The following is an 18217-nucleotide window of genomic DNA, read 5'->3' as shown; positions in this document are numbered from 1 at the left end:
TATCTTTTGATTTCTTACACCGTATATGAAAATAACACTTCACCAGAATGGGTAACTTTTGTTCATGGTGCAGGAGGGAGTTCTTCTATTTGGTTCAAACAAATCCGTGATTTTCAAAAACACTTTAATGTTTTAGTAGTTGACTTAAGAGGACATGGAAATTCAAACAAATCTCTTTCAAAAAACTTTAAACAAAAATACACTTTTAAAGCAATTGCAGAAGATGTAATTGAAGTCATAGATTTCTTAAAAATTAAAAAATCACATTTTGTTGGAATATCTCTGGGTTCAATTGTAATACGTCAATTGGCGGAAATACAATCTGAAAAAGTGAAGAGTATGATTTTAGGTGGCGCTATTTTAAAAATGAATTTTCGTTCACAAGTTTTAATGCGTTTAGGGAATGCTTTTAAATACGTTCTTCCATATTTGATTTTGTATAAGTTTTTTGCATTTGTAATTATGCCTAAAAAAAATCATAAGAAATCTCGACTTTTATTTATTAATGAAGCAAAAAAATTATACCAAAAAGAATTTATAAAATGGTTTAAACTTACAGCTGAAATAAATCCAATCCTTCGTTATTTTAGACAAATAGAATTAGATATTCCAACTTTATATGTAATGGGTGAAGAAGATTATATGTTTTTGCCTGCTGTTAAAGAGGTAGTTAAAAATCATTTTAAGACTTCAGAACTTTTTGTTGTTCCAAATTGTGGACACGTCGTTAATGTAGAGCAAGCAATGGTTTTTAATACTACTGTGGTTTCATATATTCAAAGAAAATTTATTGTATAAAAAAACCACGTCCTAAGACGTGGATATTTTTTCTAACTAACCTAACCAATATGAGAAATCTCACTTTTAACACTGCAAATATCTGAATAATATTTTTGTTCTATGTTAAGGTTTTGTTATTTGTATGTTATTGAATGCTAATTTTTTAACAATTATTTTTTGTCTTGCATCGCAAAAACTTTTTTCAATAAATCAGATGATCTAGCGCTAAAGTTTCCTCTAATGTTTTGTTCTTCTACTGCAATCATTTTAAATACACCTTCCATTGCTTTGTTTGTAGTGTAATCTGTTAAATCAGGGTTTACTTTATTAACAAATGGAATGGCATTGTATTTAGTAATAATATTTGTCCATACTTTATCTGCGCCTACTTTAGCAAAAGAGTTCTTAATTACTGGGTTAAACTTTCCGTATAAAGCTGTAGATGTAGAATTTTCTAAATAAGATGTTGCAGCAGTATTATTACCCATTAAAATGTTTTTAGCGTCTGAAAATGTCATTTGTTTAACTGCATCAACAAAAATAGGAGTTGCTTCTTTTACAGCATCTTCAGCAGCTCTATTTAAAACCTTTAAACCTTCATCAGCAAGACTAGAAAGTCCTATTTGACGTAATTTTTTATCAACCGCTTGTAATTCTTCAGGCAATAAAATTTTAACAGCTTCATTTTTATAGAATCCGTCAGTTGCTGTTAATTTTGAAACTTGTTGGTCTATTCCTTTATCAAGAGCTTCTTTTAGACCGTTAGCAATGTCTAGTTGACTCAATCCAACAGTTCCCTGAGGTAATTGATCTATAACTTGTTGCATTTCTGCACATCCAAATAATGTAAAGGCTAATAAACTTAATGTAATTTTCTTCATAATATTTTTAATTTCTTTCAATTAAATCAAAGATAATGCCTTTTTTTAAATAGCTGTAAAATCTATTGAAAAGTGTGGAATAAAAATTATTAAATTCGTAAATTGCAAGCTTTAATTTTAGATAAAATTACACATGGAACAACAACAACCTTATATTCCTAATAATAAAGTACGAATTGTTACTGCTGCGTCACTTTTTGACGGTCACGATGCTGCAATTAACATCATGAGAAGAATCATTCAAGCCACTGGATGTGAAGTAATTCACTTAGGACATGATAGAAGTGTAGAGGAGGTTGTAAATACAGCTATTCAAGAAGATGCAAATGCTATTGCAATGACATCTTATCAGGGAGGACATACAGAATATTTAAAATACATGTTTGATTTGCTTGCTGAAAAAGGAGCAGGACATATTAAAATATTTGCTGGTGGAGGTGGAGTAATTCTTCCAGTCGAGATAGAAGAACTTCATGCTTACGGAATCGAGAAAGTATATTCTCCAGACGACGGCCGAGCAATGGGTCTTCAAGGAATGATTAATGATTTGGTAAAACGTGCAGATTATCCAATAGGTGATAAACTAACAACTGAAGCAGATCATTTAGAAAATAAAAACCCAAGAGAAATTGCACGTGTTATTTCGGCAGCTGAAAATTTCCCTGAAATTGCAAAACCTATTTTAGATAAGATTCATAAATCAAACGAAACTTCTAAAATTCCTGTTTTAGGAATTACTGGAACAGGTGGTGCAGGAAAATCTTCCTTAGTAGATGAATTAGTTCGTCGTTTTTTAATTGATTTCCCAGAGAAAACAATAGGTTTGATTTCAGTAGATCCATCAAAACGTAAAACAGGTGGTGCGCTTTTAGGTGATAGAATTAGAATGAATGCGATAAACAATTCTAGAGTTTATATGCGTTCGTTAGCTACACGTCAATCTAATTTGGCTTTGTCTAAATATGTTGCGGAAGCAATTCAAGTATTAAAAGCAGCTAAATATGATTTAATTGTATTGGAGACTTCTGGAATTGGTCAAAGTGATACTGAAATTATGGACCATTCTGATGTATCTCTTTATGTAATGACACCAGAATTTGGTGCTGCAACTCAATTAGAGAAAATAGATATGCTTGATTTCGCTGATTTAGTAGCCCTAAACAAATTTGATAAGAGAGGTGCTCTTGATGCTATACGCGATGTGAAAAAACAATACCAGCGCAATCATAACCTTTGGGATGTAAATCCTGATGAAATGCCCGTTTTTGGAACTATTGCTTCGCAATTCAATGATCCGGGAATGAATACATTGTATAAATCTATAATGGATAAAATTGTAGAGAAAACCGAATCTGATCTAAAATCTACTTTTAAGATTACACGTGAAATGAGCGAGAAAATTTTCGTAATTCCTCCACATAGAACGCGTTACTTATCTGAAATTGCGGAAAACAATCGTAAGTATGATGAAACGGTTTTAACGCAAGTAGAAGTAGCACAAAAGTTATACGGAATTTTCAAAACTATTGAATCGGTAAACGGAAATTTACCTCAATTTGATAAAGCAGGAATTATTGAAGAGTCATTACAAATTAATGACTCAAACAAAGAATTCGTTTCTTTGTTAGTAAAAGAATTCGACCGAGTAAAAATGAATTTAGATCCATTCAATTGGTTAATCATTCAAACTTGGGATGAAAAAGTTAATAAATATAAAAACCCTGTTTACAGCTTTAAAGTTCGTGACAAGGAAATAAAAATTCAAACACATACAGAATCACTTTCGCATTCTCAAATTCCAAAAATTGCTTTGCCAAAGTATCAAGCTTGGGGCGATATTTTAAAATGGAACTTACAAGAGAATGTACCAGGTGAATTCCCGTTTGCTTCTGGATTATATCCTTTTAAGCGTGAAGGGGAAGACCCAACACGTATGTTTGCAGGTGAAGGTGGGCCAGAAAGAACAAATAGACGTTTTCACTATGTTTCTTTAGGAATGCCAGCAAAACGTTTGTCTACCGCTTTTGACTCGGTAACTTTATACGGTAATGATCCAGATCATAGACCTGATATTTATGGTAAAATTGGAAATGCTGGGGTTTCAATCTGTTGTTTAGATGATGCTAAGAAATTATATTCTGGATTCGATTTAAGTCACCCTGCAACTTCGGTTTCAATGACAATTAATGGTCCCGCACCTATGTTGCTTGGTTTCTTTATGAATGCGGCTATTGATCAAAATTGTGAAAAATATATTAAAGAAAATGGTTTAGAAGTTGAGGTTGAAGCTAAAATTAAAGCCATTTACAAAGAAAAAGGTACAGAAAGACCAACTTATAACGGTGCTTTACCAGAAGGTAACGATGGTTTGGGATTAATGCTTTTAGGTGTTACTGGAGATCAAGTTTTGCCTGCAGATGTATATAATGATATTAAACTAAAAACATTAGCGCAAGTTCGAGGAACTGTACAAGCGGATATTTTAAAGGAAGATCAAGCGCAAAACACTTGTATTTTTTCAACAGAGTTCGCTTTACGTTTAATGGGTGATGTACAAGAATATTTCATTAAAGAAAATGTTCGTAATTTCTATTCGGTTTCTATTTCAGGATATCATATTGCAGAAGCTGGTGCCAATCCTATTACACAATTAGCGTTTACTTTAGCAAATGGATTTACGTATGTAGAATACTATTTAAGTAGAGGAATGGATATCAATGCGTTTGGTCCAAATTTATCTTTCTTCTTTTCAAATGGAATCGATCCTGAATATGCAGTAATTGGTCGTGTAGCGCGTAAAATATGGGCAAAAGCCTTGAAGTTGAAATACGGTGCAAACGAAAGGGCTCAAATGTTGAAATATCACATTCAAACATCTGGTCGTTCTTTACATGCCCAAGAAATCGACTTCAATGACATTCGAACAACATTACAGGCATTATATGCAATTTATGACAACTGTAATTCGTTGCATACCAATGCCTATGATGAAGCGATTACAACTCCAACAGAAGAATCAGTGAGAAGAGCAATGGCGATTCAGTTGATTATTAATAAGGAATTAGGTTTAGCCAAAAATGAAAACCCAATACAAGGTTCATTTATTATTGAAGAATTAACTGATTTGGTAGAAGAAGCAGTTTTAACTGAGTTTGATAGAATTACCGAAAGAGGTGGAGTTCTTGGAGCAATGGAAACCATGTACCAAAGAAGTAAAATACAAGAAGAATCATTGTATTATGAAACTTTGAAGCATACGGGTGAATTTCCAATTATTGGAGTAAATACGTTCTTGAGTTCTAAAGGTTCCCCAACAGTTATTCCTGCTGAAGTAATTCGTGCTACTGAAGAAGAGAAGTTATTTCAAATTAAAACTTTAGAAAATCTTCATCAAGGAAATGCGGATAAAGTAAAAGAGCAAATTAATCTATTACAAGAAGCAGCAATTAAAAACGAAAATTTATTTGAGCTATTAATGGATGCTACTAAATATTGTACTTTAGGTCAAATTACTTCAGGTTTATTCGAAGTTGGTGGCCAATACAGACGAAATATGTAAAATATAAAGTACTCATTATTAAAAACAAAAAGCCTTTCTAGACAGAAAGGCTTTTTGTTTTTATATTTTTTTATTCTCGTTAAACTTACGGGTAATTTCTTTTAATTTTTCAGCACGAGCAACTTTCTTAGCTTTAGCCTTGTCTTGTTCTTTGTGTAATTTATCGTTATGTTTTTTTATATTTCTTTCGTTGTTTCTTCCCATTTTAAACTCTTTTTTTAGATTACAAACTTAATAAAAATTGTTTTGGCACGACTATTGAATTACTGTTGCTATATTAATCTTTAAAAATTATAGTTATGAGAAAAATTACTTTATTGATAGCGTTTATTGGAATGATAACGTTACAAAGTTGTGTTAAGGAAGAAGTAATTGTATCTGATAATGTTGACTACGATACAATTAGTGAAGTTTTTGAATACTCAAATGTTGATTTTCATTCAGGTAATGGTTATAGCGTATTTTTAGATTATCCACATACTATTTATGCTTCTGATATGGTTTTAGTTTATCGTTTGTCAGATTATGGTTCTGCTGGTGATGTATGGAAACCAATGCCTGAAACTTATTATTTTAACGACGGTACATTAGATTTTGGTTATGATAACGATTTTACACAATATGATGCTAAAGTTAGTCTGTTTGGTTATGATTTACCTGGATTATCAAATGCATATAAATTAGACCAAGTATTTAGAGTTGTAATAATTCCTGCATATTTTGGAAATAAAAACTCTAGTGAACTTGATTTCAATGATTATAAAGCAGTGAAAGAACATTATAATATTGATGAATCAAAAATCACAAAAATTAAGTTATAATGTATAAAAAAAAGACCTCATTAATGAGGTCTTTTTTTTATTCTTCTTTTTTCACAATAATGACAAATTCACTTCGTCTATTTATTTGATGTTCTGCGTCAGAGCATTCATGATCATCACAATCCACTTTTGGTTTGCTTTCTCCATAACCTTTTGCTGTAACTCTATTTGCGTCTATTCCTTTTTCAATTAGATAATTCATCGTAGATGTTGCTCTTTCTTGAGAAAGTTTTTCATTGTATGCTTCAGTACCTCTTTTATCCGTGTGAGAGCCAATTGCTATATCAATTTGTGGATATCTTGATAACTTGTCTACAAGTTTGTCTAGGTGTACTTTAGCATCGTCTCTAATATTAAATTTATCAAAATCAAATAATATTTCAGGAAGATCAAACATTAAAACACCATCATCAGTGATAACTTTTGGCTCACCTTCCTCAGCAATTAATTCTTCTAAAAATGTTTTTGGAATTCTTTGCATTTTTATTATTTGTTCTGTTTTACTGTTACCGTTATCTAAAACAGTGAACGTTTTTTCAGCAGGAATAAAATCAGGATGTGAAGTTGCTAACTTAAAAGTACCAGGTTGTAAATCAAAATAGAATGTTCCTTCTTTGTCTACAATCGATTCTGCTGTTTTATTTCCCTTCTCATCAAACATTTCAATTTTAGCTCCTTCAATAGGTTCTTCTGATTCAGAATCAATTATTGACCCTTGAACAAAGTACTGAAAGTCTTTTAAAGGAGATATTTGTAAAAAACTATAGATGTCGTCATCACCTTTTCCTTCTTGTCTATTTGAAGCGAAAAATCCTCTTTTCGAGTTGTCATTATAAATAAATGAGAAGTCATCCATGTTTGTGTTTATAGGTAACCCTAAATTTAAAGGTTTAGAATAACCTTCTTTAGTTTCTTCAGCTAAAAATACATCTAATAATCCAAATCCTATATGTCCATCTGAAGCAAAAAACAGTTTGTTTTCATCTGAAATATAAGGAAACTGTTCTCTGTTTTTAGTGTTTATTTGATTACCTAGATTAATAGGTTTTCCAAACTTTCCGTTTGCATCAATCTCTACATAAAAAATATCGAAAGAACCAATAGTTCCTGGCATATCAGAAGAAAAGTATAGTTTTGTATTGTCTTTATTTAGTGATGGATGCATTGTTGAATAGGTTAAACCATTAAAAGGAAGAGGCTTAACATTTGTCCATTCGTTACCAATTAATTCTGCAGAATATATACTAACATGAGTGATTTTTTCTGCATCTTTTTTTCTTTTACCTTTTTCGTTATTATTTCTAGTGAAGTAAATTGTTTTACCATCATTAGAGAAGGCTACTGATGCTTCATGCAACTTTGTATTTAAAGTTTCTGAAAATGGTTTTACAATGCTATCTAATTTATTATCTTTTATTTCGGTAGTATATAAATCTAAATAAGATTGATTATTCCATTTGTATTTTTTAGAAAATATTTTTTTTTCTTTTGTTGGTGAAGAAAACACAAATTGATTGTTATATACTGTTGGTCCAAAATCAGAATAAGGAGTGTTAATTATAACATTTTTTATTTCAAATTTATTTCCTTGGCTTTTAATATTTTCTAACTTTTCTATTGTTGCTTTATACACTGTCTCGGTCATTTCACTCTCATATACTTTCATCCATTTATTAGAATCTTCTGTATTACCAACTGCTTTTAATGATTGAGCATATCTAAAAATATATTTTTCATCTATACTTTCTTTGAAATTCTCTATTAATTCTTTGTACAATAGACTTGCTTTTTCAAAATTTGATATGAAATAGTAAGAATCTGCTGCTTTTTTTAAGATTTCAGGATTCTTTACTTCTTCATTCAATAAAGTTGAAAATTGTTCAGCTGCCTTTGAATAATCAGCAGTTAAGTAATATTTTTCAGCTTTACGTAACTGATTATCTTGTGCGAAAACGCTAAAACTACTTATGATTAAGCATAATAATATAATTTTTCTCATAATTTTATTTTTAGAAGAATCTTGGTGATTTATCATATCCTTTTATTCCGAATTGATCTAAGTCAAATAGAATCATTATTTCATGTGTACCTGAATTGAATTCTCCAAGGTTATTTACAGTATGGTCATAAGCATAACCAATTCTTAGTTTTTCATTTATTCTATAATTAACAAGACCACTAAAAGAATCATTAAATCTATGAGAACCTCCAATTTCAAATTTGTTAAATAATAAGAAATTAGCAGTTATATCTAGCGATAATGGAGAGTTTTTAACAATTTTAGACATAAACGCTGGTTTGAATTTTACTTTTTCAGAAATGTTAAAAACATAACCACCTGTAAAAAAGAAATGTAATTCATCAATTCCAATGGCATTAATTCCGCTTGCTTCTTTTAAATGTTTGTTTGGTAAAAAATTAGGAACTGATAACCCTAAATAGTATTTATCTGTAAAATAGAAAGTTCCTACACCTAAATTAAAAAAAGTTTGGCTTATGTTTTGAAATGCTGGATCAGAACTAATGTCGTCATCATTAAGTCTAAACCCATTGAAGTCCGTATTGAAGAAATTTACACCAGGTTTTACTCCTAATGATAACTTGGCTTTATTAGAAAGAGTAACAACATACGCTAAATCAGCAGATATTGTTGTCTCGCTAAGTACATTTTCACCTAATTCATCTTTTACAATATTTAAACCGGTTTCAAATTTTTCATTTAATGGTGTGTGAAAAAAGAATGATGAAGTAGTAGGAGCTCCAACAGCTCCAACCCATTGTGTTCTATATATTCCACCAAAATTTAAAACACCCACCTCGTTGGTTGCATAGCCAGGGTTTATAACACTCATATTATACATATATTGAGTGTATTCAGGGTCTTGTTGCGCATGAGAAATACTAAATGTTAATAGTAATATTCCGTATATTAAGTTTATTTTCTTCATTTTCTTTATTTAAATTATCTACTTAAATATAATCTTCCTTGAACTGGTTTAGTGTTCTCTGAGTCGTTAAAATATACAATGTAGAAGTATACTCCAGTTGGTAAAATATCTTTTCCTATTAAAGTAGATTGATTAGCTTTACCATTAAACCTAGGAGTATTTATATTTCCTTTGTATACTATGTTACCATACCTATTATAGATTTCTAATTCAAAATTTGGATATAAATCTTCAATATTTTTTATGTAAAATTCATCGTTTAGCCCATCGTTATTAGGAGAAAAACCATCTGGAATAAATATTTCTGAACATCCAGTCAAATCAACTGTTACTTCAAGTCTCGAAGAGCTTTCACATCCTGTTCCATTAGTAATACTTGCGTAGTAAGTAGTGTTGTTAATTAATAAATCTGAATTATTATAAGCAAAACCACCAGTTGATGAATTATACCAAATAATTGTTCCACTTTCATTTACGCTGTTTGTTAAATCACTAATTGTAGGACTGTCTTGTATACAGAATACTTCTCCGCCAATAATTAATGTTGGTGCTTGAGGATCTGAAATTTCAAAGTCTACAGGATTTAATGTTGCTATATTAGCTCCACAAGTTGAAATATCGAATATAAAATCTTGAATTGTTATAGTTGTTATTCCTATGTTAAGCAATAAACTTTGTGGTATAATAAACGTTGTTTCTCCTGCTGTTACAGTAGTAATTATAGAGTTTCCAGAACTATTATTTGCACCACTTAAATCGTAAATAATAGTATAATCACCATCATTAAGAGATGATGCATTTGATAAACTAACAATTAAATCATCTGTATGGCATATGTCATCAACACTTACAAGTATGCCTGTAATGTCAGGTAAACTTAAAATTGTAAAATCAGTTGAAATACTTAAGCCTGTTGTTGTACATCCAGTAGTTACATTAGTAATAGAAGTAATTATGATTGTACTTAGTCCAGTATTTGTTAATAATGAACTTGGAATAGTAAAGAAACCATTTCCGCTATTCATGTTAATAGTTGTACTTTCATTAGTAGCAATGTTTGCTCCTGTTAAATCAAAAGTAAAAGTATAATCTCCATCTGTTAGATTAATTGCATTAAGGATACTTCCAATTGCATCTTGACCTAAACAAGTGTCGTCAACATTTAAATCGTTTGGAGTAACGTTAGGTAAGTCATTAACGTTAAAATTAATTAATAAATCTGTGAAACTTGAAGAACAAGTTGTTGTAGTATTAACAATTGTTTCTATTGATACAGTTGTCAATCCTATGTTAGATAAATCTGAATTAGGTATAACGATAATCCCAATTCCTCCAGAAATAGTAACTGAAACAGTTTGTGAACTAGGTCCATTTGCTCCTGATATAGAATATGTAAAATCATAATCTCCATCTTGTAGGCCACCAAGGCTAAAAATTTCTACAAAAGCATCATTTCCAATACAAATATCTTCAATTGAAACTTCTGAAAGTAATAAATCAGGTAATGGATTCACTACGAAATCATCTGTAATTACACTACTGGTTCCAGAACATACAGTTACTGGATTTGTTATTGTATTAATTAATATAGTATAATTTCCACTTAATGTAATTTCAGATGCAGGAATTGTAAAACTTCCAACTCCACCAACAAGAATTACTGTATTGCTTCCTGAGACTGTGTTTGCTCCAGTTAAATCATAAGTGATGTTATAAGTACCATCTGTTAAAAGTGGAGAATTTATAGTTACTGTAGCAATGTCTCCAAGGCAAATTGGCTCTGTAACTAAAACAGTTGTACCAGTTGTATCAGGAAGAGGGTTGATAATAAAGTCATCACTAATCAGAATAGGGCTTGTAGTACATCCTGTAGCAAGATCAGTAATTGAAATTAAAGTTGCTGTAGTAGTTCCTAAATTGGTTAATAATGCACTTGGAATTATGAAAGTTCCAGTACCTCCTGATATAGTAATGTTTGCTATTTGATTGCTTATTATATTACTTCCGGTTAAATTATAAGTTATTGAATAATCGCTATCAACTAAGTTTAAAGCATTGAAAATAACTCCTATGGCATCTTGGCCAATACATATGTCATCTATTAAGAATTCATTAGGATTTACATCTGGTAATGCATTTACTAAGAAGTTAATGCTAAAGTTTAACAAACTAGAACATGTAGTGTCTAGATTAGTTACTCCTGTAAATGTTATTATTGTAGTTCCGGTATTAATTAAAAGTCCGCTAGGGATTGTAAATACTCCATTACCACCAGTGATTACCACATTTGCAGATTGATTAGAAGGACCATTCGCTCCTGATATTGAATAATTAATTTGATAGTTACCATCTATTAACCCTCCTAGTGAAATTATTTCAACAGATGCATCGCTTCCAATACAAATGTCATTTATTGTTACTTCATTTATATCGATTGAAGGAATAGGGCTAATAATGAAATCATCAGTTATTGAAAGGCCAGAAACTGTACAACCTGTTGTGTCATTAGTTAGTAATGTTAAAGTAATAGTAGTAACCCCTGTGTTGGTTAGTAATGTATTAGGAATAGTAAATGAACCATTAGTAGCAGTTATTGCAACTGTTGTAAGGTTTGCATTACTATTATTTGCGCCGCTTAAATCATAAGTTAATGAATATGTTCCGTTTGGAAGTGCAGGTCCATTAAGATTAGCAGTTGCGTTTTGTCCTAAACATATTGGTTCAATAACGTTTATAGTTGCCCCAGTTGTATCTGGTAGGGGGATTATTTCAAAATTCACAATTAAATTAGCAATACTTGAACAATTTGTTGCAGTATTAGTAATTGAAGTAATCGTGATTGTTGTAATTCCTATATTTGTTAATATTGAAGACGGTACAGAAAAACTTCCTGTTCCTCCTGAAATTGTTACACTTGTACTTTCATTTACTGAAATATTTGCTCCTGATACATCATAAGTAATGATATAATTTCCATCACTTAATGTTCCAATTATGTCAGTTAAAGTAATTGTACCATTAGTCCCTAAACAAATTGGGTCAACTGCCGTTAAATTTGTATTAGAGGTATCTGGGTTTTCACTAACTACAAATGTTGTAGTTACATTTGTTACTGCATTTAAACAAGCATTTGGTGTATTGTTATCAACAATATTAGTTATCGTTATGGTATAACTTCCAACGACAGGTATTTGAGTGTTAGGAATTACAAACGAAGTATTTCCTCCTGAAAAAACTACTGAAACTACTTGTCCAATTACTGTGTTAGATCCCGTAATATCATAAACTAAATCATAATTTCCATCGTTGATACTTGCTCCACTAATTGAAGCAGTTGCATTTTCTCCTTGGCAAATAGGTTGATTTACAGAAATACTTACATTATCTATAATTGGGACTTCTAATACATCAAAAGTTGTAATAATAGGAACACCTATTGCATCACATCCTGTAGTGTTATTTGTAATAATTACAATTGTAATGGTAGTGTTCCCAATATTTGTTAATTGAGATGATGGTATTGTAAACGAACCAGTTCCATTATTAATAGTTACAATTACACTTTGTCCAGAAACGACATTTGCGCCAGATAAGTCATATGTAATGGTGTAGTCTCCATTTGTCAATTCTGGAGCTGTACCTATATTAATATCAAATATATTTACTAATCCATCTTGACCTAAACAAACATCATCAACTGTTATGTTAATGTCACTTGCATCAGGAATAGCATGTATTTCAAAAGACGCACTCGGGTTTGTAAATACCGTTGTTTCACATGTTGAAATAGAATTAAATAAATTGGTTATTGTTAAGGTAGATACTCCAATTGCTAAAATACCATTTGGTAATGTAAAGCTAGCGTTACCACCTGTAAATAAAACATTGTTTTCAATTTGTCCAGAAGCTACAATTGCTCCTGATAAATCATATATAATGTCATATAAGCCATCAGTTAGATTTGTCGCACCTGAAATAGTTACAATTACACTTTCGCCATCACAAATATCATCAATTGTTACAGCTATTGTTTGTGCATCAGGAATAGGAAATACTTCAAAAGTATCAGTCAAATTTGCTGCACTAGAACAATTGGTTGCTGTGTTTTCTATATTTGTTATGGTTAGTGAATAATTTCCATCTACAGGAGTTAATGCATTTAGAATTGAAAATATTCCATTTCCATTTGTGACTGTAATTGTTGTAAATTGACCGGTTACCGTTCCTCCTGGACCAGTAATGTCAAAAGTTATAATGTAGGTTCCATCACTTAGTTCAATTAAAGGTGAGGTTATATCATTAAATACACCTTGACCTGTTTCATTTATACAGAAATCATCTATAGTTAATTGAGTATCTGAAATGTTTGGATTTTCATTTATTATGAATGTATCTATTAATGTGGTGATTGTTCTTGTACAATTTAATGTAGTGTTTGTATCTATAACAGTTGTAATTTCAACAGTATTAGTTCCCACTACTAGCATAAAACTAGGATTAACAGTAAAGGTTGCAACTCCACCAGAAAAAGTGACAGTAACAGTTTCTGTTCCTGAGTTAGCTCCGGATACTTCATAAGTAATATCATAGGTGCCATCAGGAATTGGATTCACACCTTGAGTAATAGTTCCAATTACGGGTGTTGTTCCAATTTCATCAAAACAAATATCTGGAGCAACTGCTAATGTAGCACCATTTAAATCAACAACAGGTTCAATTGTTATTGCAACATTTGAAGATGATGGTGCGCAAATAGGGTGACTTGGATTAACAGTATAGGTAAATGTATAAGTTCCAGGTCCAAAAGTTGTGGCAATATTTTGAATATCAATAAAAGAATCCCCTGGACCAGATAATTCACTTGTTCCACTATTTTCTGACCATGATCCTCCAGAATCTTCACCAGTTAATTGGTCAAATAAATCTAGATTAGTATATGCTGAAAAATCATCAGTTTCACAAAATATCAATGGTGTTGGAATTCCTGCATCTGGTAATTCATGTACTGTTAATGTGACATCAGCCGATCTTGATGGGCAGGTTCCAACAGCTGGTACTGTATAAGTAAGTGTATATGTTCCTATTCCAGCAGATACTGCGTTAAAGAAATTTCCAGTAGTTGCACCAACAGGTCCGCCGCTCCATGTTCCATTAAAATGGGGATTAGGGAAACTCCCTAGAAAACTAAATAGTGGTACCATTGAATTGTTTTCACATGCAACTGCATTTGGATTGTTTACTCCAGGAAAACCACCCAAAGTTACTGTTATTATAGCTGTATTAATCGTACAACCAGGAATACCTGTTATTGTATATCTGTAGTTGAAAACACCACCTATGTTGATAGCCCATGTGTTTAATATACCGGTTGATGGATTTAAACCACCTGAGCTATTGAGATCTGTCCAAGTTCCTCCAGGTACAGCTCCACCACCCAATAAAAGAAAAAGGTTTAAGACTCCGTTAGGATTACCTATTCCTTGGTTGTAACTTTCTTTTGTACAAATGGTAATTGAATTATTGTTTCCTGCACATTGAGCAATGGCTTTGCTATTAAATGTGATTAAAAGAAAAAATGTAAATAGCAATTTCAATAAAAAGTTTTTTTTACTCATATTTTAGCGTTTTTGTAACGGTTGAATAGATTTAATCAATACAAATAAAAGAAAATTTAGCAATTAATTAACATTTTTTTTCTTAAATGTTATTTTTTTTTATGGAATGTGTTGTTCTTGATTTTAAATTCTTTTTTTTAACATGCAAGTTTTTTTATTTGGGTATTGTTATTTATTTGATAATCTGACGTTTGCTTAAATTTAACTGAAATGGTTTTTTCTTATATTTTTATATAGTTCCTTGGTATAAGTTAGTATTTTGAAAATTATTTTTCATAAAATTTAATTTTTTAAATCCTTTAGAAAATAACTTTCTGTAACGCCCTAAGTAATAATTTGCATTAGGGAAAAGGAAAATGTCTAGAGGGATCGTTTTTTTTTTTATTATTATTTTTTATTATAATTTATGATTACCCCTATAAAAAAGAGGGGTAAAGTATTTTATTTAATATTTTTAAGTATATTTGCATCAAATTAACAAGGGTTAAACTTTTTTAAATCTCATTTTATGGCAGTTTTAAGATTTCAAGCTTTACAAAGCGCAACAGGTAGAAAACCGGTTTTTGTAGATGAATTAGACAGAAAGTCTAAAATTTTTGGTTCAAATGTTTTTAATGATAAAGCAATGCGTCTTTTTTTAACAGATGAAGCGTATAAAGCTGTTCAAAGCGCAGTTCAGCATGGAACAAAAATTGACAGAAAAATTGCAGAGCATATTGCAATGGGAATGAAAGAATGGGCATTGTCAAAAAATGTTACACACTATACGCACTGGTTTCAGCCATTAACAGGAACTACTGCAGAAAAGCATGATGCTTTTTTTGAAACATCTATGGATGGAAGTGATCCTGTTGAGAAATTTGGAGGAACTCAATTAGTTCAACAAGAACCAGATGCTTCTTCTTTCCCAAATGGAGGAATTAGAAATACATTTGAAGCACGTGGTTATACAGCATGGGATCCTACTTCACCTGCTTTTATTTTTGGTACAACTTTATGTATTCCAACGGTTTTTGTTTCTTATACAGGTGAAGCTTTAGATAATAAAACACCTTTATTAAGAGCATTGACTGCTATTGATGCTGCAGCTACAGATGTTGCAAAATATTTTGATAAAAATGTAAAAAAGATAACGCCTACTTTAGGTTGGGAACAAGAATACTTTTTGGTTGATGCTGCTTTAGCTTCTTCGCGTCCAGATTTAATGGCTACTGGTAGAACGTTATTGGGTCATACTTCTGCTAAAGGACAACAGTTAGATGATCATTACTTTGGTTCTATTCCTACACGTGTATTACAATACATGAGAGATTTAGAAAATCAATGTATGTTGTTAGGAATTCCAGTTAAAACACGTCATAACGAAGTTGCTCCAAATCAGTTTGAGTTGGCTCCAATCTTTGAGGAAACAAATTTAGCAGTTGACCATAACTCTTTATTAATGGATGTAATGCAAAAAGTTGCAGAACGCCATGATTTCAAAGTTTTATTTCATGAAAAACCTTTTAAAGGGGTGAACGGTTCAGGAAAACATAATAACTGGTCATTAGCCACGGATACTGGAGTTAATCTGTTAAGTCCTGGTAAAACGCCTATGAGCAACTTACAGTTCTTAACATTTTTTATCAATACGATTAAAGCCGTTCATGATAATGAAGAATTGGTTAGAGCTTCTATTGCATCTGCAAGTAACGATCACCGTTTAGGAGCAAATGAAGCGCCTCCAGCTATTATTTCAGTATTTATTGGTCAACAATTAACGAAAGTTCTAGAAGAATTAGAAGGTGTTTCGAAAGGAAAATTATCTCCAGAAGAAAAAACCGATTTAAAGTTGAATGTTGTTGGTAAAATTCCCGATTTACTTTTAGATAATACAGATAGAAACAGAACTTCTCCTTTTGCATTTACAGGTAATAAATTTGAATTTAGAGCTGTAGGTTCTACTGCAAACTGTGCTGTTTCGATGACTACTTTAAATACAATTGTTGCAAAACAGTTGAAAGACTTTAAAGCTGAGGTTGATGCCTTGATAGAAAAGAAAGACATGAAGAAGGATGATGCCATCTTTAATGTTTTAAGAGAGTATATTAAAGGAACTAAAGCTATTCTTTTTGAAGGAGATGGTTATAGTGAAGCTTGGGAAAAAGAAGCTAAGAAAAGAGGCTTGAGTAATCATAAAACTACTCCAGAGGCTTTAAAAGCTAAAGTTTCTAAAAAAGCAATTGCTCTTTTTGAAGAAATGGCTGTAATGAATCATATAGAGGTTGAATCTCGTTACGAAATTGAATTGGAAGAATATACTAAAAAGATTCAAATTGAAGGAAGAGTTCTTGGAGATATCGCTAGTAACCATGTAATTCCTACAGCTATTAAGTACCAAAATACATTAATTGATAATGTTAGGGGTTTAAAAGAAATTTTCGGAAAAGATTTTGAGCTTATTGCAAAAGAGCAAATCAAAATGATTAAAGAAATTTCTGAGCATATCGAAGGTATTATTTCAAAAGTAGAGGCAATGGTTGAAACTCGTAAAAAAGCAAATTTACTTACTGATGCTGAAAAACAAGCTGCTGCGTATTGTAATGAAGTAAAACCATTCTTTGAAGAAATTAGATATCATTCAGATAAATTAGAATTGTTAGTTGATGATGAAATGTGGACTCTAACTAAATACAGAGAGTTGCTGTTTACAAAATAGACTAATAGTAAATGTAAAGTCTTTAAAGCCCATCATAATTATGATGGGTTTTTTGTACAATTTATACTAAATTTATGCGTTTAAAGTTTACCAAATTTAAGATATGATTTACAGATTTATTTTTATTCTTTTATGTTTTAATTATACTTATTCGCAAAACATAGTAACAGTTTATTTTGATACAGATAAGTATACTTTAAACACTACTGAGTTAAATAAATTAATGTTTTTTAATGATAATGATTCTTTATTAATAACTAAAATTATTGCTTTTTGCGACTTTAGAGCTTCTGAAGAATATAACAAACAATTGGCTTTAAGAAGAGTAATGTTTGTGAAAGAAAAGCTGAAACCTTTTTTGCTTTCTAACGAAACGGAAATACGTGCAATTGGCGAAAATTTTTCACAATCTAATATTTTGTCTGAAAATAGAAAAGTTGAAATTACATATAAAGTTTTAGAAGGAGAAAATATCCAAATAACAAATACAGCGAAACAAACTCAGCTTTCAAAAAATGTTGCCATTGCGAAAGTGGGTGAGAAGTTAATTTTAGAAAATTTAAATTTTTATAACCGTTCCGGAATTATTGTTCCAGAATCTCGACCTATTTTAATTGAATTGTTTGAGATTTTAAAAGAGAATCCAAAACTAAAAATTGAAATTCAAGGTCATATTTGTTGTCAAGAAAAAGGAGATTTTGAAAATATTTCAAACGTTAGAGCAAAAGCTATTTACGACACCTTAATTAAAAACGGAATTAATGAAAATAGATTAAAGTATAAAAGTTTTGGTAGCTCAATGCCTTTATACTCTATTCCAGAAAAAAATGAAGATGAGCGAAATGCAAATCGTAGAGTTGAAATATTAATTATTGAAAATTAGCTTTTGGCATGCTTTTTCCATATTCGATTAAT

10 protein-coding genes are annotated in these 18217 nt (G+C 30.9%); 5 read left to right on the top strand and 5 right to left on the bottom strand.

What is annotated here, in order from left to right; genetic code table 11:
- The first annotated feature begins 6 nt into the window (after positions 1 to 6).
- On the top strand, positions 7 to 798 hold the full coding sequence (locus ACQ65T_RS10860; protein ID WP_430401104.1) for an alpha/beta fold hydrolase: 792 nt from the start codon (positions 7 to 9) through the stop codon (positions 796 to 798).
- A gap of 152 nt (positions 799 to 950) precedes the next feature.
- Here ACQ65T_RS10860 and ACQ65T_RS10855 read toward each other — a convergent pair whose 3' ends face one another.
- Entirely contained in the window at positions 951 to 1661 is a 711-nt protein-coding gene (locus ACQ65T_RS10855; RefSeq protein ID WP_430401103.1) for a DUF4197 domain-containing protein, read from the bottom strand.
- 133 nt (positions 1662 to 1794) lie between these two features.
- Between ACQ65T_RS10855 and ACQ65T_RS10850 the strand changes: the two genes are divergently transcribed.
- Complete coding sequence (locus ACQ65T_RS10850) at positions 1795 to 5220, top strand: methylmalonyl-CoA mutase family protein (RefSeq protein ID WP_430401102.1); 3426 nt, start codon at positions 1795 to 1797, stop codon at positions 5218 to 5220.
- 60 nt (positions 5221 to 5280) lie between these two features.
- On the opposite strand, the gene ACQ65T_RS10845 is transcribed toward ACQ65T_RS10850, so the two are convergent.
- Positions 5281 to 5424 carry a hypothetical protein gene (locus ACQ65T_RS10845; protein WP_430401101.1) on the bottom strand — a complete coding sequence of 48 codons (144 nt, stop codon included), beginning with the start codon at positions 5422 to 5424 and terminating at the stop codon, positions 5281 to 5283.
- Between the two features lie 95 nt (positions 5425 to 5519).
- Here ACQ65T_RS10845 and ACQ65T_RS10840 point away from each other — a divergent pair, with 95 nt between their 5' ends.
- On the top strand, positions 5520 to 6041 hold the full coding sequence (locus ACQ65T_RS10840; RefSeq protein WP_430401100.1) for a hypothetical protein: 522 nt from the start codon (positions 5520 to 5522) through the stop codon (positions 6039 to 6041).
- Positions 6042 to 6078: 37 nt separating this feature from the next.
- Here the strand turns inward: ACQ65T_RS10840 and ACQ65T_RS10835 are convergent, their stop codons facing one another.
- From ACQ65T_RS10835 to ACQ65T_RS10825, 3 genes are read right to left on the bottom strand one after another with little or no spacing between them, the layout of a single operon-like run.
- Positions 6079 to 8040, bottom strand: a complete 1962-nt coding sequence (locus tag ACQ65T_RS10835) for an OmpA family protein (protein WP_430401099.1) — start codon at positions 8038 to 8040, stop codon at positions 6079 to 6081.
- A 10-nt stretch (positions 8041 to 8050) separates the two neighbouring features.
- Complete coding sequence (locus ACQ65T_RS10830) at positions 8051 to 8989, bottom strand: PorP/SprF family type IX secretion system membrane protein (RefSeq protein ID WP_430401098.1); 939 nt, start codon at positions 8987 to 8989, stop codon at positions 8051 to 8053.
- A 14-nt stretch (positions 8990 to 9003) separates the two neighbouring features.
- A complete protein-coding gene (locus ACQ65T_RS10825) occupies positions 9004 to 14604 on the bottom strand; it encodes a gliding motility-associated C-terminal domain-containing protein (RefSeq protein ID WP_430401097.1) in 5601 nt (1866 codons plus the stop codon).
- Positions 14605 to 15112: 508 nt separating this feature from the next.
- Here ACQ65T_RS10825 and ACQ65T_RS10820 point away from each other — a divergent pair.
- Together ACQ65T_RS10820 and ACQ65T_RS10815 are read left to right on the top strand one after the other, a co-directional pair.
- Positions 15113 to 17302: a glutamine synthetase III gene (locus ACQ65T_RS10820; RefSeq protein WP_430401096.1), complete on the top strand. Its 2190-nt coding sequence runs from the start codon at positions 15113 to 15115 to the stop codon at positions 17300 to 17302.
- Between the two features lie 103 nt (positions 17303 to 17405).
- Entirely contained in the window at positions 17406 to 18185 is a 780-nt protein-coding gene (locus ACQ65T_RS10815; RefSeq protein ID WP_430401095.1) for an OmpA family protein, read from the top strand.
- Positions 18186 to 18217 lie beyond the last annotated feature (32 nt).

It is taken from the genome of Flavobacterium sp. (assembly GCF_965284515.1).
In the GTDB taxonomy this organism is placed as follows: domain Bacteria; phylum Bacteroidota; class Bacteroidia; order Flavobacteriales; family Flavobacteriaceae; genus Flavobacterium.
The sequence above is the reverse complement of the archived record's forward strand: the minus strand, read 5'-3'. Positions and strand labels throughout refer to the sequence as shown.